Source organism: Nonomuraea sp. IBHARD001 (genome assembly GCF_056106265.1).
This window is the reverse complement of the sequence record NZ_JBWBBW010000002.1, coordinates 1,680,537-1,699,117: the sequence shown is the minus strand read 5'-3', so window position 1 is coordinate 1,699,117 and position 18,581 is coordinate 1,680,537. Positions and strand designations below refer to the sequence as shown.

14 protein-coding genes are annotated in these 18,581 nt (G+C 70.4%); 3 read left to right on the top strand and 11 right to left on the bottom strand.

Annotated elements, in window-relative coordinates; genetic code table 11:
- Positions 1-16 precede the first annotated feature (16 nt).
- Positions 17-1,483, top strand: coding sequence for a glycosyltransferase family 2 protein (locus ACTWNK_RS09960; protein WP_474303590.1), 1,467 nt, complete (start codon positions 17-19; stop codon positions 1,481-1,483).
- A 3-nt stretch (positions 1,484-1,486) separates the two neighbouring features.
- On the opposite strand, the gene ACTWNK_RS09955 is transcribed toward ACTWNK_RS09960, so the two are convergent.
- The 8 genes from ACTWNK_RS09955 to ACTWNK_RS09920 all read right to left on the bottom strand — a co-directional run bounded on the left by ACTWNK_RS09955 (position 1,487) and on the right by ACTWNK_RS09920 (position 11,179).
- Positions 1,487-3,136 (bottom strand): glycosyltransferase family 2 protein, encoded by a 1,650-nt coding sequence (locus ACTWNK_RS09955; RefSeq protein WP_474303589.1) that lies wholly within the window; start codon positions 3,134-3,136, stop codon positions 1,487-1,489.
- Positions 3,133-4,152, bottom strand: a complete 1,020-nt coding sequence (locus ACTWNK_RS09950) for a glycosyltransferase (protein ID WP_474303588.1) — start codon at positions 4,150-4,152, stop codon at positions 3,133-3,135. The genes ACTWNK_RS09955 and ACTWNK_RS09950 overlap by 4 nt, the downstream gene beginning before the upstream one ends.
- Positions 4,153-4,407: 255 nt before the next feature.
- The gene (locus ACTWNK_RS09945; protein WP_474310876.1) at positions 4,408-5,691 is read right to left on the bottom strand and encodes a homoserine dehydrogenase; all 1,284 of its coding nucleotides are present in this window, start codon (positions 5,689-5,691) and stop codon (positions 4,408-4,410) included.
- 17 nt (positions 5,692-5,708) lie between these two features.
- Entirely contained in the window at positions 5,709-7,091 is a 1,383-nt protein-coding gene (gene lysA / locus ACTWNK_RS09940; RefSeq protein ID WP_474303587.1) for a diaminopimelate decarboxylase, read from the bottom strand.
- A gap of 251 nt (positions 7,092-7,342) precedes the next feature.
- Entirely contained in the window at positions 7,343-7,774 is a 432-nt protein-coding gene (locus ACTWNK_RS09935; RefSeq protein WP_474303586.1) for a hypothetical protein, read from the bottom strand.
- Between the two features lie 281 nt (positions 7,775-8,055).
- The gene (locus tag ACTWNK_RS09930; protein WP_474303585.1) at positions 8,056-8,283 is read right to left on the bottom strand and encodes a hypothetical protein; all 228 of its coding nucleotides are present in this window, start codon (positions 8,281-8,283) and stop codon (positions 8,056-8,058) included.
- A gap of 43 nt (positions 8,284-8,326) precedes the next feature.
- Positions 8,327-9,241, bottom strand: a complete 915-nt coding sequence (locus ACTWNK_RS09925) for an RpnC/YadD family protein (RefSeq protein WP_474303584.1) — start codon at positions 9,239-9,241, stop codon at positions 8,327-8,329.
- Between the two features lie 87 nt (positions 9,242-9,328).
- Positions 9,329-11,179 (bottom strand): CgeB family protein, encoded by a 1,851-nt coding sequence (locus tag ACTWNK_RS09920; RefSeq protein WP_474303583.1) that lies wholly within the window; start codon positions 11,177-11,179, stop codon positions 9,329-9,331.
- 91 nt (positions 11,180-11,270) lie between these two features.
- On the opposite strand from ACTWNK_RS09920, the gene ACTWNK_RS09915 reads away from it, so the two are divergent.
- Entirely contained in the window at positions 11,271-12,905 is a 1,635-nt protein-coding gene (locus tag ACTWNK_RS09915) for an asparagine synthetase B family protein (protein WP_474303582.1), read from the top strand.
- Positions 12,906-13,220: 315 nt separating this feature from the next.
- Complete coding sequence (gene treS / locus ACTWNK_RS09910; protein WP_474303581.1) at positions 13,221-14,915, top strand: maltose alpha-D-glucosyltransferase; 1,695 nt, start codon at positions 13,221-13,223, stop codon at positions 14,913-14,915.
- A 61-nt stretch (positions 14,916-14,976) separates the two neighbouring features.
- On the opposite strand, the gene ACTWNK_RS09905 is transcribed toward treS, so the two are convergent.
- From ACTWNK_RS09905 to ACTWNK_RS09895, 3 genes are read right to left on the bottom strand one after another with little or no spacing between them, the layout of a single operon-like run.
- Positions 14,977-17,268, bottom strand: coding sequence for an FtsX-like permease family protein (locus ACTWNK_RS09905; protein ID WP_474303580.1), 2,292 nt, complete (start codon positions 17,266-17,268; stop codon positions 14,977-14,979).
- Entirely contained in the window at positions 17,265-18,005 is a 741-nt protein-coding gene (locus ACTWNK_RS09900; RefSeq protein WP_474303579.1) for an ABC transporter ATP-binding protein, read from the bottom strand. Before ACTWNK_RS09900 ends, ACTWNK_RS09905 begins: the two co-directional genes overlap by 4 nt.
- The gene (locus ACTWNK_RS09895; protein WP_474303578.1) at positions 18,002-18,508 is read right to left on the bottom strand and encodes a PadR family transcriptional regulator; all 507 of its coding nucleotides are present in this window, start codon (positions 18,506-18,508) and stop codon (positions 18,002-18,004) included. The genes ACTWNK_RS09900 and ACTWNK_RS09895 overlap by 4 nt, the downstream gene beginning before the upstream one ends.
- Positions 18,509-18,581: the final 73 nt, after the last annotated feature.

The following is an 18,581-nucleotide window of genomic DNA, read 5'->3' as shown; positions in this document are numbered from 1 at the left end:
GGGAGGACATCACACTATGAACGCGCGTCCGGCGTTGCGGCAGAACGACTATTCACCGGTCATCGCGCCCGACATCGGCGGCTGGACGCCCTCGTTGCCGGTCAGCGTGGTGGTACCCGCACACGGGGGTCAGGAGCGGCTCGACCTCACCCTGGCCGCGCTCGCCGCCCAGACCTACCCTTCGCATCTGCTGGAAGTGGTGGTCGTCGACGACGGCTCCACCCCGGCGCTGCGGGTGCCCGATCTCGCGCCCGCCACCACGCGGATCGTGACGACCCACGACGGCTGGGGCATTTCGCATGCCGTCAACACCGGCGCCCTGGCCGCCGACGGCGAGATCCTGCAGCGCCTCGACGCCGACATGGTGACCAACCGCGAGCACATCGAGGCGATGGCCCGCTGGCACCACCGGTGCGACTATCTGGTCTCGATCGGGATGAAGAGGTTCGTCGAGGAGCGCGAGATCGCACCCGCCGAGGTGTACGAGCACGTGCGCAAGGGCGCCATGGCCGAGCTGTTCGGCCTGGCCGAAGCCGTGGCCAGCTCGACCGAGGCCACGATCGAGCGCACCGACATGCTGCGCGCCTCACGCAATCCGTACCACGTGTGCACCGGGCCGACGGTGGCGATGCGTCGCGAGATCTTCCATGCGGTGGGCGGGCTCGACCCGTCGGTGCTGCGGGGCGGCGACACCGAGTTCGCCTACCGGCTGGCGATGCACGGCGTGGTCTTCGTCCCCGAGACGGCCGCCCAGGCCGCCCATCTGGGGCTCCCGGCCCAGCGGGTGCACAAGGACAGGGTGGTCAAAGCCGTCGAGCCGTACCTCGCCCAGCGGGTGCCGCTCCGCCGCGACCTGCGCAAGGAGCGCGGGCGGCGGTGGCTGGTGCCGTACGTGGAGGTGGTGCTGGAGGTCGGGGACGCCTCCGAGACCGTCGTACGGCAGGCGGTCGCGGCGGCGCTGGAGGGCGGGGTGCGGGACGTCGTGGTGACGCTGGTCGCGCCCTGGTCGCGGCTGGCCGAAGGCAGGCGGGCGGTGCTCGCCGATCCCGACTTCGACCTGCACGCGCTGCGGGAGCTGTACGCGCACGACCAGCGGGTCAGGCTGATCGACGAGGAGGCGGCGACGCCGTTCCCCATCCCGTTCCGCTACCGCGGGCCGATCGGGCAGCCGCTGGCGCCGGTGACGCTGGAGCGGCTGGTCGAGACCGCGCAGAAGGACCTGCACGGCGTGGTCGAGGTGACGTTCGCCGACGGCGGCGTGGCCCGGCTCGAACGCACGTCGGCGCTGGGCCGCGCCCTGCTGCTGGCCGGGCGCGGCGACGACCACGACGAGATCATCGAGCGTACGCACGGTGTGCTGCGGGTGTCGCCGGTGCGCTACTGGCCGGCGAAGGCGAGTCCGGTGGCTGCGGCCGAGACGCCGGTCGCCGAGCAGGAGCGCTCGCTGCTGGGGCGGCTGCGCTCGGCGCTCCGGTCGGGCTGAGGCTCAGCCGCGTGCGATGCGGCCCCGGCGCAGGGCGCGTTTGAGCGAGGCGGTGAGCTGGGTGCGCAGGCCGTTCTGGGCCCGGTTGGCGACGGTGAGCTGGCGGCGCAGGGTGCCGACCTCGCGGCGCAGCTCCACCGCGCCCCGCCGCCACTTGGCCGACTCCTCGCGCCACCTGACGACCTGTGCGCGCAGCCGTTCCACCTCGTCGGCCAGCTTGGCCGCCTCCCGCTCGGCCTCGATCCTGGCGCGCATCGCACTGCGCCTGCCCTTCGGTGCGACCGCGTCGGCCCAGGGCACGAAGCCGTGCGTCTCGCCGTCGACCCAGCGGGCGCCGAACACCTGGTCGACCACGTCGTCGAGGTCCTCGCCCGGTTCGCGGACCAGCAGGGCGCGGGCGAAGGCCGCCGTGCGCTCCAGCCTGGCCGCGGCGATGCCTTCGGCGTCCTCGGCGAGCAGGACGCCGATCAGGCCGAGCGCCTCGTCCCTGGCCTGGTCGAGCAGCACCGCCAGGCTGTCCTCGCCCGGCACCCACCCGGCGGGCAGCCGCAGCACGAACGGCACGGCGGGGTCGGGCTCGGCGAAGGCGACCCTGCCCTCGTGCTCGTAGTGGCCGTGCACCAGCACCAGGTCCAGGGCGGGGTCGCGCAGGGGGGCGCGCTCGTCGCGTTCGAGGTCGTCCCACGGGCCGATCAGCGCCACCGAGACATCGGCCACACTGCAGCCGAGCACCGCGTCGACCGTGGCCCTGACCTGCTCGTAGCTCGCGCCCACCGCCTCGACCCGCACGGTCAGGTAGGGCACCTTCCACTGTCGCCCCGGATGGGAGCGCAACCACCGGTAGGCGGGGATGCGGTCGGCGACGAAGGCATGGCTGACCCGGTCGATGGCGGCGCGCTCGCGCATGCGCATCGTCGGGCCGAGGTGGTAGGCGCGTGCCTCAGGCTCGGGTACGAACACCGCGCCCGCCTGGGCGAGCCGGTAGCCCATCTCGGTGTCCTGGCCGAGGATCAGCTCGCCGTCCATCGGGCCGGCCGAGGCGACCAGCCTGGCGTTGACCGAGGTGGCGCCGCCGACGTGCAGGCTGAAGGGGCGTTTCGGCTTGACTGCGAGCCCGTCGGAACGCTCCAGCATGGCGATGATCCAGGCGTGCGGCTCGGCGGGCTCGAAGATCGATTCCAGATCGCCTTCGACGACGCGCTCGGGGCTGGGCAGCTCGGCCTCGCTGAAGCGGATGGAGCCGGTCACCGCCAGGTAGGGCGCCAGATGATGCCAGCGCATGTGCGCCTCGACGGCTCCGGCCGTGAGCACGATGTCGGAGTCGAGCCAGTGGATGACGTCGCCGGTCGCCTCGGCCAGCCCGGCGTTGCGCGCCGCGGCCCTGCCCGGCCGCTCGCAGCGGATCAGCCTGGCGCCCTCCGGCCTGATGCCGGGCAGCCGCAGCGGTGGTGTGCTGCCGTTGTCGACGACCAGCACCTCGGTCAGCCGCGCCGGGTAGGACTGGGCGGCGAGCCCGGCCAGGGTGAGGTCGAGTTTGTCCTGCGCCCCGAACGCGGGCACGACCACGCTGACCCGCAGCCGGGGCTCCCAGGTGCCGAGCTCGGGCACCGGCAGCGTGCGGTAGTCGTTGTCCCTGACGCGAGGCGTGCTCATGCGGCGACGTCCAGGAGCAGGCTCGGCCGGAAACCACGCCACTGGTCGCTGGCCGTACGCAGGAAGTGCGCGAGCGGCTTCTGCCAGGTGTGCCCGTCGGTCAGCGTGCGGCGCAGCATGTAGCCGAGTCCGTGTGTGCGATACACCGTCGCGCCTTCGGCCCGCACCGCGCGCAGCAGGGCGGCGTCGACGGCCCTGGGCAGCGGCTCGAACCCGGGGAAGGCGTCACGGGCGAGCATGATCGTGCTTCCGGCCACGAAGTCGGTCCACACCTCGCTGCGGTAGATCGTGCGCCTGACCGTCGTGCTCAGCGGCTGCAGGTAGCAGAACTCCGGCGTGCAGCCGACGACGTCCGCGCCCGAGTACGTCTTGGCCAGCAGCAGGTCCGACAGGTGCTCCGAGCCGTACCAGTCGTCGTCGTCCCACTTGGCGAGGTACTCCCCCGACGCCTTGGCCGCCGCCCGGTTGAGCACTTCGCCGAACGGCACCTCCGTGCCTGCCGCCACGACGGAGATAGGCAGGGGGCAGGTCGCCACGGCCTGCCGTACCAGGGGGTGGTCTTCGGTGAAGCCGTGCAGGCCGAGGAGGATCTCGGCCTCGACGTGGCGCTGGCGGGCGATCTGAGCCAGGGCGGTGCCGACGAGGTGGGGGCGCATGCTGGACATGACGACACTGACCGTGGGGCGTTCGCCGGTGCGGTGGGCGTGGCGGCGCAGTCTGACGCTGTGCTCCTCCCTGCGCAGCTCGGCCAGGCCGTCCCCGGTGTCCTCACGCAGCCAGGAGCCGTCGGCCAGCAGGTCGGCCAGGCCGGGATCGACGGCTCTGAGCTGGGCGGGCACACGTTCGGCATGCAGGGGCACGCCCGCCGCGGCCAGCAGGGTGAGCGTCTCGATCGCGGGGTCGCCTTCGGGCCAGCGTACGAGAAGGCCACGCAGGGAGCGCAGGTCCTCGATCTCGCCCAGGGGGCGGCCCGCCACACTCCAGCTTCCGTCGCCGGTCGGCAGAAGCTCGGTCATTCCCTGCTCGGAAGTCCGAACGAAACCGTTGGGCGTCCCCCGCACAAGGCTGGGGGTGGCTGTCATGTGTCGCTCTCCTTGTCGCTCTGCGCCAGAACAGCGCTACTTTACGCGCAAGGGACACTATCCCGAAGAGCCACCTACCAAGGTGGTCTGATGGGGTTTGACTGGTAAGTCCCAGCATTCCCACAGAAACGCCCTGGGTACGGCGCGTAACGCCCACACCGTACCCACCAATAGCGGCAAATAATCCGACTAGTTGGGCTGCTCGTCGCCTTCCACACGCATCACACTGGCCACGGCACGCACGATGTCGAGACCGCGCAGCGCCTCCATCGTGGACGACAGCGCGGCGTCCGTCGCCCGGTGGGTGACGATGACGAGCTGGGCGTCGTCGCCGTGTCCCTCCTGACGCACGGTCTGGATGGACACGTCCTGCTGGGCGAACAGATCGGCCACCGTGGCCAGCACGCCCGGCTTGTCGGCGACGTCCAGCGCCACGTGACAGCGCGTGACCGTCTCGCCCATCGGGTGCACGGGCAGATCGGCGTAGGTCGACTCGGCCGGGCCGCGCGTGCCCGCGATGCGGTTGCGCGCCACGGCGACGATGTCACCGAGTACGGCCGAGGCCGTCGGGGCGCCGCCCGCGCCCTTGCCGTAGAACATGAGCTGGCCCGCCGACTCCGCCTCGACGAACACCGCGTTGTAGGCCTCGCGCACCCCGGCCAGCGGATGCGTCCTCGGGATCATCGCCGGGTGCACGCGCACGCCCACCGAACGGCCGTCGTCCGAACGGGCGCAGATGGCCAGCAGCTTGATCACATAGCCCATCGACCTGGCCGAGGCCACATCGGTCGCGGTGATCTCGGTGATGCCCTCACGGTGCACGTCGGCTGCCGTGACCCGGCTGTGGAAGGCCAGACCGGCCAGGATCGCGGCCTTGGCGGCGGCGTCGAAGCCCTCCACGTCGGCCGTCGGGTCGGCCTCGGCGTAACCGAGCGCCTGGGCCTCCTCCAGCGCGTCGTTGAACGAGGCGCCGGTGGAGTCCATCTTGTCGAGGATGTAGTTCGTGGTGCCGTTGACGATGCCGAGCACGCGTTTGACCCGGTCACCGGCCAGCGACTCGCGCAGCGGGCGCAGCAGCGGGATCGCGCCCGCCACGCTCGCCTCGTAGTACAGGTCGGCCGCGCCCGTGCGCGCCGCCTCGTGCACGGTCGCGCCGTCCTCGGCCAGCAGCGCCTTGTTCGCGCTGACGACCGACTTGCCGCGCGTCATCGCCGCGACGATCAGCGAACGGGCCGGCTCGATGCCGCCGATCACCTCGACCACGATGTCGATGTCGTCCCTGGTGACCAGGGCCTCGGCGTCGGTGGTCAGCAGCGAGGGATGCACCTCGATGTCACGCTTGCGGCCCAGCTTGCGTACGGCGACGCCGGCCAGCTCCAGGGGAGCGCCGATGCGGGCGGCCAGGTCGTCGGCCTGCTCCTCCATCAGCTTGATCACCTGCGAACCCACGACACCACACCCGAGCAGGGCCACCTTCAGAGGTTTGCGGTTCACAGCTGTCCCCTCAGCAAGTCGTCTTCGGTCTCGCCCTGGATGATCACTCGGGCCTTGCCGCCCGACACCGCGACCACGGCAGGGCGCGGCAGGTAGTTGTAGTTGCTGGCCAGCGAACGACAGTACGCACCGGTCGCCGCCACCGCCAGCAGGTCGCCCGGCACCAGGTCGGCCGGCAGGTAGTGGTCGCGGACCACGATGTCACCGCTCTCGCAGTGCTTGCCGACCACCCGCGACAGCATCGGCCCCGCCTGGCTCTCGCGCGAGGCCAGCACGGTGGTGTACTCGGCGCCGTACAGCGCGGTCCTGGCGTTGTCGCTCATCCCGCCGTCGACGCTGACATAGGTACGCAGGCCCTCGACGTCCTTGACCGTGCCCACCTCGTACAGCGTCACGCCCGCGGGCCCGACGATCGCACGGCCCGGCTCCACGGTCAGCTTCGGCACCGGCAGTCCGGCCGCCGTGCACGTCTTGGCGACGATCTCGCGCAGGGCGTCGGCGATGACCTTGATGTCCGGGGCGAGGTCGTCGTCGACATAGGCGATGCCGTAGCCGCCGCCGAGGTCGAGCTCCGGCAGCACCACGTCGTGCTCGTCCTTGATCTGCACCAGCAGTGCGGCCAGCCGCCGGGCCGCGACCTCGAACCCGGCCGTGTCCACGATCTGCGACCCGATGTGCGAGTGCAGGCCGACGAGCTGGAGCTGGGGGAGCTTGAGAATGCGGCGTACGGCCTCGGCGGCGGCGCCGGTGTTGAGCGAGAGGCCGAACTTCTGGTCGTCGTGCGCGGTCGCGATGAACTCGTGGGTGTGCGCCTCGACACCCGTGGTGACCCTGATCATCACCTGGGGCCGCTTGCCCAGCTTGTCGGCGAGGAAGCCCAGGCGGGCGATCTCCTCGTAGGAGTCGACGACGACATGGCCGACCCCCACCTCCAGGGCCCGGGTCAGCTCGGCGACGGACTTGTTGTTGCCGTGCAGCGTGATGCGCTCGGGCGGGAAGCCGACGCTCAGCGCCACGGCGAGTTCGCCGCCGCTGGCCACATCCAGGCCGAGGCCCTCCTGGTCGACCCAGCGCACCATCTCCTTGCACAGGAACGCCTTGCCCGCGTAGTGCACCTCGGAGCCGTCGAACGCACTGCGGTAGTCGCGCAGGCGCGAGCGCACGTCGTCCTCGTCCATGACGTACAGCGGCGTGCCGTACTCCGCGGCCAGATCGCGGACGTCGACGCCGCCGATCGTGAGCGCGCCACCCGTCCGCTGCGACGTTCGCGGCCAGATCGAAGGGTTGATCCGGTTGAGGTCAGCGGGCGCCAGCGGGGGGCGCTCGTGGGGCAGCATCTCGGCGTGCCGGTCCCCTGCGGGATGGGCGAATCGACTCACCCGAACGAGGCTATCGGAACCCGTGATCGGAGTGGGACGTGTGCCCACGTATCGAGACAGGATCTCCCGTTTCTGGACAGGATTTTGCGCAATTAGACGATTTTTCGGGATTTCTTACGAAGGCGACTCACGCAGGGTGACAGAGACCACAGAACGGCCCGATCCCTCTAGAGCCGACCCCACCCAGGACCGCTCCCCCACCCAGAGCCGATCCCCACCCCCAACCGACCCTCGCCCAGCGCCGATCCCGCTCAGATGCGCGACGGCCCTGGAAGCACGTCCCCCACCGCCCGCGCCAGCCGTACCCGAGCCGTGTGCACCGCCTGCGCCTCCTCAAGCCCCCCCGGTACGGCAGGCAGATGCTCGTGCACGTCGTGATAGGCGAGCGCCAACCGCCGCAGGTACCCCTCCCAGGCCGATGCCCGTCCCGCCAGGCGTCCCGGCAACTCGGCCAGGACACGCAGCACCGCCCGCTCGGCAGCCGAGTCCAGCAGCGCCGCGTCGAACCCCTCACCGTCCGGCGGCACCCCCAACTCCCCCGCCCACCGCCGCACCGCCAACGCCCTGTGCCTGGCATAGCGCACTACGAACCCCACATTTCCCCACGTACGCGGCCGATCAGGCGCATCGAACGGCAACTCGACCGGCCCGACCTCCTCAAGCAACCACCCGGGCTCCGGCACGCCGATCTCCAGAAACCCGTTCCCCCGCACCTCGACCCACCCCCCCGGCACCACCTCCCGCACCCGCCGAGCCAGCCCCTCCCCCCCAACCCCCAACCGCAACGCCGCAGCCGACACATACACGGCCCCCGCTTCCCACTCCCCTTGCGGCACAGGAAACTCCCCCAAAACCCCACCCAAAACCCCAGGCGTCACCGCACCTCACTCTCACAAACGACTACGGGCGCGGACACCTCAAGCCTGAGGTATCCGCGCCCATACTTCCGTGGACGAACCTGGAGCTAGGCGAACAGGTCGCCCGAATCGACGGCCGTTGCAGCCCGATCCAGCCAGCTCTCCAACTGAGCCGCGTCAGCGCACGAAGCGATCCGCTCCCGAAGCTCCGGCGACAGCACGACACCCCGCCCCTCCAAAACCAGGATCAGGGCCTTCGCCTCGCCTTCGGCGCGGCCCTCCTCGCGGAGGATCTCGGCGTACTCGGACCGATACTTGTAGATCTTCGTCGCCATCCGGTATCCGCGCCCTCGCTGATCGTGGACCTGAGACTGGGAACTACGCGAACAGATCGCCCGAATCGACGATGGTCCCAGCGCGCCCCAGCCACTTCACCAGCTGAGCTTCGTCCGTACACGAAGCGATCCGCTCCCGAAGCTCCGGCGACAGCGCGACACCCCGCCCCTCCAGAACCACGAGCAGGGCCTTGGCTTCGCCCTTGGCGAGGCCCACGGCCTCCCCCTTGGCGAGCCCCTTCGCCTCGCCTTCGGCGCGGCCTTCCTCGCGGAGGGTCTCGGCGTATTCCGACTGGTAGCGGTAGGTCTTTGTGGCCATCAGAGCTCTCCATATCGTTTGTGCCGGTGTGGAGCCGAGGCCGACTTCTGTGAACTCGGCGAAGAAGCCTGCGGTGTCGGCGTCTGTGGTGTCCAGGGCTGCTGCCAGTCCTTCCAGTATGCCACTGACCTGGGCGTCGCGCCCGTGGGTCAGGGCCGACAGGACGGCCATGACGATGTCGGCCGCGGCCTCCGCGGGGTCGGTGATGGCGGGGACGTTGTCGGGGCCGAGGACGAAGGGGCGTGTCACCACGGAGGGGTTGTCCGGCAGGCCGATCGTGATGGGCTTGCAGGCCCACTCCGAGGTCTTGAGGTCATGGCAGACGACGAGAAGAGTGACAGGGGCATCGAACTTGGAATTCAGATATGTCAGGTAATACGGCCAACTTTTGCGCTTTTTCTCGTCTTTTGCCGATTGGGCCTCGATGACCAGAAGGTGGTGACCGCTTTCGGTGTCGAGCAGGAGAAGCGTGTCGACCCTGCGTTCCAGTGGGGCGATCTCGGTGACATCGCAGTTGACCACCATCACCGAGTACGGCCGGGGAAAGGGCACCTGGAGCAGACGCTCGAACGCCCGCCCGAAGAGGAAGGTGTCCTCCTGGAAAATACGGTGCATCGCTTCATGAGGGGAATTGACCATGAACGAAAAGTTACCGACACTAACTCTAAGTTGTCAGGCCATTCCGGAAAGCCGCCCTACCAAGTCGCCCCACCAAAAGGCGCCCCGTCAAACGAATGCATGCGGCTCCGCCGACCCGTATTCCACCAATTGCGCCGCCCCGAGCAGCCACCGGTCCTCGTCCCGCACGCGGATGTAGTTGTAACGGTCGGCCGAGAACACCTTGACCCCGTCGGCACGGCACTGCCGCATGAGCACCTCGTCCCACCCGTCGGTCAGGTCGGCGAAACCCAAGGCGCGAAGGGCCGGGCGGCGGGCCAGCAGGGTGCCTCCGGCGACCTCGGGCAGATAGGTGTACTCGGCGCCGGGCTGCTTGAGCAGGGTGGCGCCGGGGCCGGTGAGATGGGCGTAGAAGCTGGCCCTGCCGACGATGTCGGCGGTGCTGTAGAGGAAGGCGCGCGACAGATCGTGCAGGTGGTGCGCGCCGTACAGGTCGCGGGGGTCCATCACGGCGACCAGGTCGCCTTCGCACAGGTCGAGGCCGCGGTCCAGCATGGCGCCGGTGCTGAGCGCGGGGTCGAGCACGCGGTGGGTGAGCGCGACGTGCGGGACGAGCGAGCGCGCCCTGGCCTCGGCGCCGGGCGCGGCGTACATGACCAGTTGCGTGACGCCCGACTGCCTGGCCACCTGTGACAGCGCCCGCTCCAGCAGGGCGTCGTCGGGCACGACGAGCAGGACGGAGATGTTCAGCGTCGCCCGGGCGCTCGGCAGGCCGACGGCGTCGAGCAGGTCGTCGACGCGTTCGGTCATCGTGCCCCCGGCATAGGCACGGCGCAGCGCGGCGTGCGCCCTGCGCTCGTCCGGCTCGGGCCCGATGGAGGTGCCGCACGCGGCGATCTCGGCCAGCCGCCAGGCGGGCGTGCCCGCGGGCACCTGTACGGCGGCGGGCCAGCGGTAGGAGGTGAGCACGTCGGGATAGGTGAGGTTGTCGGGCAGCAGCTGCTCCAGGGTGAGCGCCCGGTCGAAGCGCCCGCCCGTGAGCGGGATCGGATTGTGCACCCTCGGCTGCACGGCCTGCGCCAGCCGGGGCCATCCGGCGGCCGAGCCCGTGGTGAAGCGGTGGTCGAACAGCTCCGCCGACGCCTCGTAGTCGGCGGCATAACCCTGCGTGTGCCAGAAGACGGTACGGATGCCACGCTCGGCGCACCAGGCCAGCAGTGCGCGCAGCCCCTCGCCCGGCCTGCCGGTCAGCTCGTCGGCCCACGGCCCGGTGGTGACCGACTCCACGACGAGCAGGTGCGGCACCTCCAGCGCGAGCACCCTGGCGAAGTCGCGCGGCGTGAAGCCGGTCGTCTGCCGCCATTCGTAGCGCAGCAGCGCCTCGGTGTGCGGGTCGGCGACGACGGCGGCCGTCAGGTGCGGACGGGTGTTGGGCCCGGTCGGCACCCGGAACGGCTTGAGCGTGAAGCGGTTGCCGCCGAGCGTCCTGGTCGACGTCGTGGCCTGGTAGGCGGCGCCGGGCCGCTCCTGCCCGGCCGGGGTCGCGGCGCCGTCGACCCGGCGGCGCTGCGGCGCGACCGGGCGCTTGACCGGCTTGGCCGCGCCCTTCAGGCCTTTGGCCAGCCGTACGGGATTGCTCTTGCCGGTCTTGATGGCGTCGCCGATGCGGTTCCAGCGGGCGACCTTGAGCGAGGAGAGCTTCCAGTTGGCGACCTCGGCCTGGTAGCGCTGTTCGGCCAGCTCCTTGCGCAGCCGTTCGGCGGCCGTGCGCTCCTGCTCCAGCCTGTCCTCGGCCTCGCTCAGCCTGGCCGCAAGCTCGCGGGCCTCCTTGGTGGCGGCTTCGGCCTCGGCCAGCCCCGACTGGGCGGCTTCGAGCAGCCTGGCCAGCTCGGCGGCCCGCTCGGCCTGGGCGACGGCCTCGCGCAGCGCCCTACGCGTGCTCTCCAGTTCGGTGCTCACGTTCGGCTCCTCATCCCGTTCCGCCCATCGTCCCCGATGGCCCGCCAAAGGATACTCTTCTGCGATAAGCGGCTCGGAGAGGTGAGATTCGGTGCAGTTCACTGTGAGGCCGTACGTGTGCGGCGCTGTCGGCCGCATCGACTCCGGGCTGCTGGAGAAGTTGTCGGGCGCGGGGCCCAAGGTCCGCCCGGCCCTGCAGACACCGCACGCCGCGCTGTACAGCTCGGCCCCGCTGCCGCCCTATCACCGCGCGGGCGACGACTACGCCTTCTCCTGGGGAGAGCGCAGGCCCGACGGCCCGGCCGAGTGGATCACGGTCGCCGAGACCTACGAGACGCCCGGCCTCATCAACGCCGGTGGGCGGATCAGCCTGCACACGGGCGCGCTCGGCCTGGTCGACGTGTACTACGTCACGATCGACGGCGCCGTCTACTTCTCCTCGCTGATCCAGCCGCTGCTGTCGCTCGTCCCGGTCGAGCTCGACTGGACGGCCTGGGCCTCGATCCTCCAGGTGACCTTCCCCCTCGGCGAGGCCACGCCGTACTCCCGGGTGAAGCGGCTGCCCGGCTCCAGCGCGCTGGTCTTCGCCGGGGACAGGCTCTCGACCGAGCGGCGGCTGCCCAGGTGGCTGCGCGAGGAGCCCTACGAGGCCGGCCGTACGGCGGGCGAGATCGTGGAGATCCTGCGCGAGGTCTACCGCGACTACGCGGGCCGGGCGCTGCTGGTGCCGGTGAGCGGCGGCTACGACTCCAGGCTGCTGTGCGCGGTCGCCGTGCAGGAGGGGTTCGACGTGGAGTCGTGGACGACGAGTCCCGACGACGGCACCGACACCGACATCGCGTTCGCCAGGGCCATCACGCGTGAGCTCGGCGTGCCGCACCGCGTGATCACGCAGGACGCCGCCGCCTATCCGGCCGACGCGCTGGAGGTGGCCCGCAGGCTGGAGTACCTCACGCCGCACCACGCCTGGTACGCGCCCTTCGCCAAGGAGGTGCACGGCGCCGGACGCGTGCTGGTCGACGGGCTCGCGGGCGGGCCGCTGCTGAAGAACTTCATGGTGAGCGGCGCCGCGCTGACGGCCTCCTCGCAGGCCGAGCGCCAGCAGGCGCTGCTGGGCTCGCTGTCGCTCGGCGCCCCTTCGCAGCCGTTCCTGTCGGAGGCGGCGCAGGCGTGGACGGACGAGGTGGTTCGGGCGGAGTTCGCCGCGGCGACGTCGATGCTGCACGGACACAAGGCGGAACTGCCGCTCTCGGTGCTGCACACCAGGACCGTTCGGGGCATCGCGCGCTCGGCGGTCAACCTGGTCGGACCGGAGGCGTCGTTCGCCGCGCCCTTCATCCATCCGGCGTTCTTCGACGCGGCCCTGTCGGTCGGTGTCGCGCGCAAGGCGGACGGGCGTTTCTACCGTGAGGTCCTGCACGCCGCCCATCCCCGGGTGGCGGCGCTGCCCTCGACGAACGTGGTCAAGCAGCCGCTGCACCGGGTGCCGCTGCGCTCGACGGCGGCTCCCGCGCGGGCCTACTCGCATCGCATGTTGTCGGTCGTGGCCGACCGTGTGCCCGCCCTGGTGTCGGAGGGGCTGCACGAGGCCGTGGCGGCCGGGCCCGACGCGCTCACCAGGTTCAGCGGGTGGAACGACAGGTTCTGGGTGCGCGGGCTGGTGCTGTTCGGGGCCTGGCTCACCGATTTCGAGAGCGATCTGCCGGACCTCACTCCGCCCTTTTAGTCGCCCTTTCTCCCTGTCGAGCGCGCTGTCGCAATCCTGGACAAGGGACGAACGCAAGGTAACGACGCGATTACGTGCGCATCCCGCGAGTATTACGGCGAGCACTGCGTAACAGGGTTCCCACGCGCCTTCGGGCTGGTAGTGTTCGGCCCGTAAGCGCCGCAGGAATCAGGGCACAAGACCACGAGTCCGTCCTGTTCAGGGCATGGAGATCGCAGGGATGACGACTCCACTTCGCGGCGCGGTCACCAGCTAACAGCACGCCGGGGTATCCGGTGACTTCGTTCTGCCCTTACTCATATCTGTGAGCGAAATATGATCAACGCATCCCCTTCGCCGGAGCCGGTGTCCGAGAGCTTCGTCTCCGCGGACCCGCGCTGGTACAAGCGGGCGGTGTTCTACGAGGTGCTGGTCCGGGGGTTCAAGGACTCCAACGGGGATGGCACAGGAGACCTTCGCGGACTCATCGAGAAGCTCGACTACGTCGAATGGCTCGGAGTGGACTGCCTCTGGCTGCTTCCGCTCTACGAGTCACCGCTGAAAGACGGCGGATACGACATCTCGGACTATATGAAGATCCTCCCGGACTTCGGGGACCTCGGGGACTTCATCCAGCTGATCGAGTCGGCGCACGAGCGCGGCCTGCGCATCATCACCGACCTGGTGATGAACCACACGAGTGACAAACATCCGTGGTTCCAGGCCTCACGGCACGACCCCGAAGGCCCGTACGGCGACTTCTACGTCTGGGCCGACGATCCGACCGGCTATCCGGACGCGCCGATCATCTTCATCGGGGCCGAAGAGTCCAACTGGACCTACGACCCGGTGCGCAAGCAGTACTACTGGCATCGCTTCTTCCATCACCAGCCCGACCTGAACTACGACAACCCCGCCGTTCAGGAGGCCATGCTGGAGGTGCTGAGGTTCTGGCTGGACCTCGGCATCGACGGCTTCAGGCTCGACGCCGTGCCGTACCTGTTCGAGCGGGAGGGCACGGCGTGCTCGGGGCTGCCCGAGACCCATGCCTACCTGCGCAAGGTACGCGCCGAGGTCGACAGGCTGTACCCGGACAGGGTGCTGCTGGCCGAGGCCAACGGCTGGCCCGAGGACGTCGTCGAGTACTTCGGCGACCCCACGACCGGCGGCGACGAGTGCCACATGGCCTTCCACTTCCCGCTGATGCCCCGCATCTACATGGCGGTGAAGAAGGAGAGCCGCGAGCCGATCTCCGAGATCATGTCGCGTACCCCCAAGCTGCCCGACACCGCCCAGTGGGGCATCTTCCTGCGCAACCACGACGAGCTCACGCTTGAGACGGTGACGGAGGAAGAGCGCGACTACATGCACGCGGAGTACGCCAAGGACCCGCGCATGCGCGCCTACCTCGGCATCAGGCGCAGGCTCGCGCCCCTGCTCGACAACGACAGGGACCGCATCGAGCTGTTCACCGCCCTGCTGCTGTCGCTGCCCGGCTCGCCCGTCATGTACTACGGCGACGAGATCGGCATGGGCGACAACATCTGGCTGGAGGACCGCGACGCCGTCCGCACGCCGATGCAGTGGAGCCCCGACCGCAACGCCGGCTTCTCCCAGGCCGACCCGGGACGGCTCTACCTGCCCGCCGTGATGGACCCGATCTACGGCTTCCAGGCGGTCAACGTCGAGGCGCAGCAGAAGAGCGAGAGCTCCCTGCTGCACTTCACCCGCCGCATGTTGCAGATCAGGCACCAGCACCCGGTGTTCGGGACCGGCGCCTACACCGAGATGTGGTCGTCCAATCCCGCCGTCCTCACCTACCTGCGTGAGGAGGGCGACGACCTGATGCTCTGCGTCAACAACCTGTCGAAGTACCCGCAGCCGGTCGAGCTCGACCTGCGCAGGTTCGCCGGCATGGTGCCCGTCGAGGCCCGTGGCGGCGTGCACTTCCCGCCCATCGGCGAACTGCCGTACCTGCTGACCCTGCCGGGTCACGGGTTCTACTGGTTCGCACTCAAGCCGGAGCTGTAGGCCGCTCCAGCAGGCGCCGGCCGGTTCCGCCTGTCTCAGACGGCGGAGCCGGCCGGTATTTTCAGCGTGCGGTGACCGGCACCCTGGCCCTCGCCGCACGCCTGGCCGGGATCAGCGCCACCGCCAGCGAGGCCCCCACCGCGAGCAGCGCGGCCAGGATGAGCGCCAGCGTCGAGGGCGGCCTGCCGATGCCCGCGCCGACGCCGCTGGTATGCCCCTGCAGATCGATCAGCCCGGTCACCACAGACACCCCGGCGGCGGCGCCCACCCCCACACCGAGGACGACCAGCAGGCCGGTCCCCGTGACGAGGGTGGCCATCACCTGACGCGGCGTGAGCCCCATCGCCTTGAGCACGGCCAGGTCGAGCGCATGGTCGCGCAGGCCGAGCGCACTGGCGGTCAGCAGGTTGGCCAGGCCGATCAGCGCCAGCACCACGATCAGCGCGACGATGACGAACCTGATGGGCGAAAGCCGGTCGGCCGGGTTCACCACCCGTTCGATCTCCAGGCTCTCGCCCGAGGCGGCCAGCATCCGGCTGCGCACCGCAGCGGGGTCGGCGCCCGGTTTGAGGGCCAGGGCGTAGAACTGCGGCGGCGTCGAGTCCTTGGCCGCCAGGCTGTCCAGACCGAGCGAGAGCACCTCGCCGTCCAGCTCGTGCTCGACGGCCCTGCCGACGATGCGCACGATGAGCGGCGTGCCGCCGATCGTCAGCCTGACCCGGTCGCCGATGCGCACGTCGAGCAGGTCGAGCAGCCCTTGCCCGGCGACGGCCTCACCTCTGGCCGTGTACATCCGCCCCTCGACGACCGGGAACGGGTACGGCCCGGCCGGGCCCGAGGTGGCCAGGGTCGAGCCGCCGACGGCGCGTACGCGGATGGAGCGGGCCGGGCCCGGCACCAGGGCGTTGACCTCGGTCGCGGGATAGACGGCCGCGACGTCGCCATCCTTGGCCACGAACTGGGCCGCCTTCTCCGGACTGACCTTGTCCGGCCTGACGACGAGCGCCGCGTGCTGGCCGACCTGTTCGGGATGGCTGCGGAAGGTGTCGAGCGTGGCCCACACGCCGAGGCCGATCGTGATCATCATCATCGGCACCGCCACCCCGAACGCCGTCATGAACGCGGGCACCCTCCGGGTGAAGGCGTCACGCGTGCCGAGCACCAGGGCGGGCGGCAGCCGTACCAGCAGGGCGAGTCTGGCCAGCCGGGACAGGTGGCCGCGTGGCGGCGCGGCGGGCGCCGCCGGGATGGGCGGGGTGCGCGCGCCGCGCCAGGCGGGGACGCCGACGGCGACCAGCACGACGAGCGCGGTGCCCGCGGCGATGGCCAGCAGCGAGACCGGCGTCATCGCGAACGAGCCGATCACCAGGGCGGTTGCCAGCCATCCGGCCAGCAGGCCCGCGCCGATGCCGAGCAGCCCGAGCGCGCCGTGCTCGGCGACGAGCAGGACGGCCACCTGGGGGCCGGTGAACCCCATGGACTTCAGCGTCGCCAGGTCGCGCAGTTGCGACAGCACCCGGCCGCCCGCCGCGTTGGCCAGCGCCAGGGCTGCGGCGATCAGCCCGACGACGCCGAACAGTGCCAGCAGCGTGCCCAGCAGCCGGTTGTCCAGCTCCATCGCGGCCCGCACCTCACGCCAGGTGGCCACCCGCTGGACCTGCTCCTCCAGCATGGTCACCGTGCGCTGGGCGACGAAGCTGGTGGCCTCGGCGTCGGCCAGGCGCAGGCCGGTGACCCATTCGCTGCGGCCGGGCTGCGGCTCGACGCGGTCCAGCTTCTCGGGCAGCACCCAGGCCAGACCGGGCGTCCACTCGGGGTAGAAGCCCTGCTCGGCCGAGTCGGCGATGCCCCTGACGTACATCACGTGCTTGGAGCCGCTCAGCGCGGTCACGGTGAGCGCCTCGCCGAGCCTGGCGCCGAGCGCCTTGGCGAACGAGCGCTCGATCACCACGCCGTCCGGCTGCCCGGGGTCGAGCCAGCCGCCTTCGACGAGCAGCGGGCGCGAGACACCCGGCGCCTTGGCCGGCACCGCGCGCAGGGCCGCGGGCGTGCGCTTGCCGTGCCGCACGACCGCGACGGGCGCGGTCCGGTACGGCCCGGCGGTCCTGGTGACGCCGTCCAGCGCGGCGAGCCTGTCGATGGGCGGTGTGCCCTTGGTGTGGATCCAGACGTGTGCGCCGTTGGTCTGGCTGAACAGGCTGCGCCACGGGTTGGTGCCCTCCTGCAGCAGCGTGGCGCCGGTGATGAGGGCGGCGACGATCCCGGCGACGGCCAGCACGGTCAGCAGGGCAGGCCCGCGCCTGGCCCGCAGGTCGGCCGAGATCCAGCGCCACCCCGCTCGTGTGGTGCTCACCGCAGTTCGATGACCTCTCCGGCGCCGCTTCCCGCCCTGCTCGGCCTGCGGCGTGCGATGCGGCCGTCGTCGACGACCTGCCCGTCCAGCAGGGAGACCACGCGGTCGGCCAGGCTGCCGACGCGGGCGTCGTGGGTGACCATGATGATCGTCTGGCCGTCCTTGTGCACCTCGCTCAGCAGGCGCAGCACGTCACGGGTGTTGCGGCTGTCGAGGTTGCCCGTCGGCTCGTCGGCCAGCAGCAGGCTCGGCCGGTTGGCCAGCGCCCTGGCCAGGGCGACCCGCTGCTGCTCGCCGCCCGACAGCTGCGCGGGCGGCGCGTCGGCGCGTTCGGTGAGGTTGAGCGAGCCGAGGAGGTACTCGCGCCGCTCGCGCGCCTGCCTGGCGCTCATCCCCGCCAGCAGCGCGGGCAGCTCCACATTGTCGGCGACGGTCATATTGGCCACCAGGTTGAAGAACTGGAAGACGAAGCCGACCTTCCGGCGCCGCAGCAGCGCCCACGCGCTCTCCGAGAGCGTGTCGACGCGCTTGCCGTCGAGCCAGATCTCCCCGCTGGTGCGCACGTCGAGCCCGCCGAGCATGTGCACGAGCGTCGACTTGCCCGAGCCCGAAGGCCCCATGATCGCCACGAACTCCCCCGCCTCGACCGTCAGGTCGACCCCTCGTACGGCGGGCACGGGCAGGTGGTTGTTCTGGTAGATCTTGACGAGGTTGAGTGTGCGTAAGACGTCGGTCACGCGAGGTCCTCCTGGCAGCGTTCGAGCCAGTCGAGGTCGGCCTGCAGATGCAGCATGGCCCCCTCGATCAGCAGGAGCGCGACCCGATTCCCCTGATCGGTCCGCTCGGCTAGGTCGTTGAGCTCGCGCATGATCGCGAGGTAGTGCCTGCGCTGTCTGTTGATCAGCGCCATGCGGTCGGCGATGCCGGTGAGCGGAGCCAGGACGAGCTTCATGAAGAACTCGTCGCGCACCCGTGGCCCCTCGGTCGGCTCCTCCACCCAGTCGGTGAGCTTCTCGCGGCCCAGCGCCGTGAGGAAGTACACCTTCTTGTTGGGCCGGTTGGACTGTTCGACGTCGACGGCTCTGATCAGGCCGTCCTTCTCCAGTCTGCCGAGTGTGACGTAGATCTGACCGATGTTCGGAGAGGGGTACGCGCTCCCGAAGGTCTGCTCCAGGGCCTGTTTGAGCTCGTACCCGTGGGCAGGTTCCTTCGCGAGGAGCGCCAGCAGCGACAGCCGCACGCCCCACCTCCTGTTACCTGAGCGTTACGGGCTTTTCCGTTGACGCCCACATTACCGCTGTGCATAACATGCA

Bases quoted from the DNA above. Each gene is read 5' to 3' on its own strand.
- ACTWNK_RS09960 (WP_474303590.1), top strand. From the start codon at position 17: ATGAACGCGCGTCCGGCGTTGCGGCAGAACGACTATTCACCGGTCATC.
- ACTWNK_RS09955 (WP_474303589.1), bottom strand. From the start codon at position 3,136: ATGAGCACGCCTCGCGTCAGGGACAACGACTACCGCACGCTGCCGGTG.
- ACTWNK_RS09950 (WP_474303588.1), bottom strand. From the start codon at position 4,152: ATGACCGAGCTTCTGCCGACCGGCGACGGAAGCTGGAGTGTGGCGGGC.
- ACTWNK_RS09930 (WP_474303585.1), bottom strand. From the start codon at position 8,283: ATGGCGACGAAGATCTACAAGTATCGGTCCGAGTACGCCGAGATCCTC.
- ACTWNK_RS09925 (WP_474303584.1), bottom strand. From the start codon at position 9,241: ATGGTCAATTCCCCTCATGAAGCGATGCACCGTATTTTCCAGGAGGAC.
- treS (WP_474303581.1), top strand. From the start codon at position 13,221: ATGATCAACGCATCCCCTTCGCCGGAGCCGGTGTCCGAGAGCTTCGTC.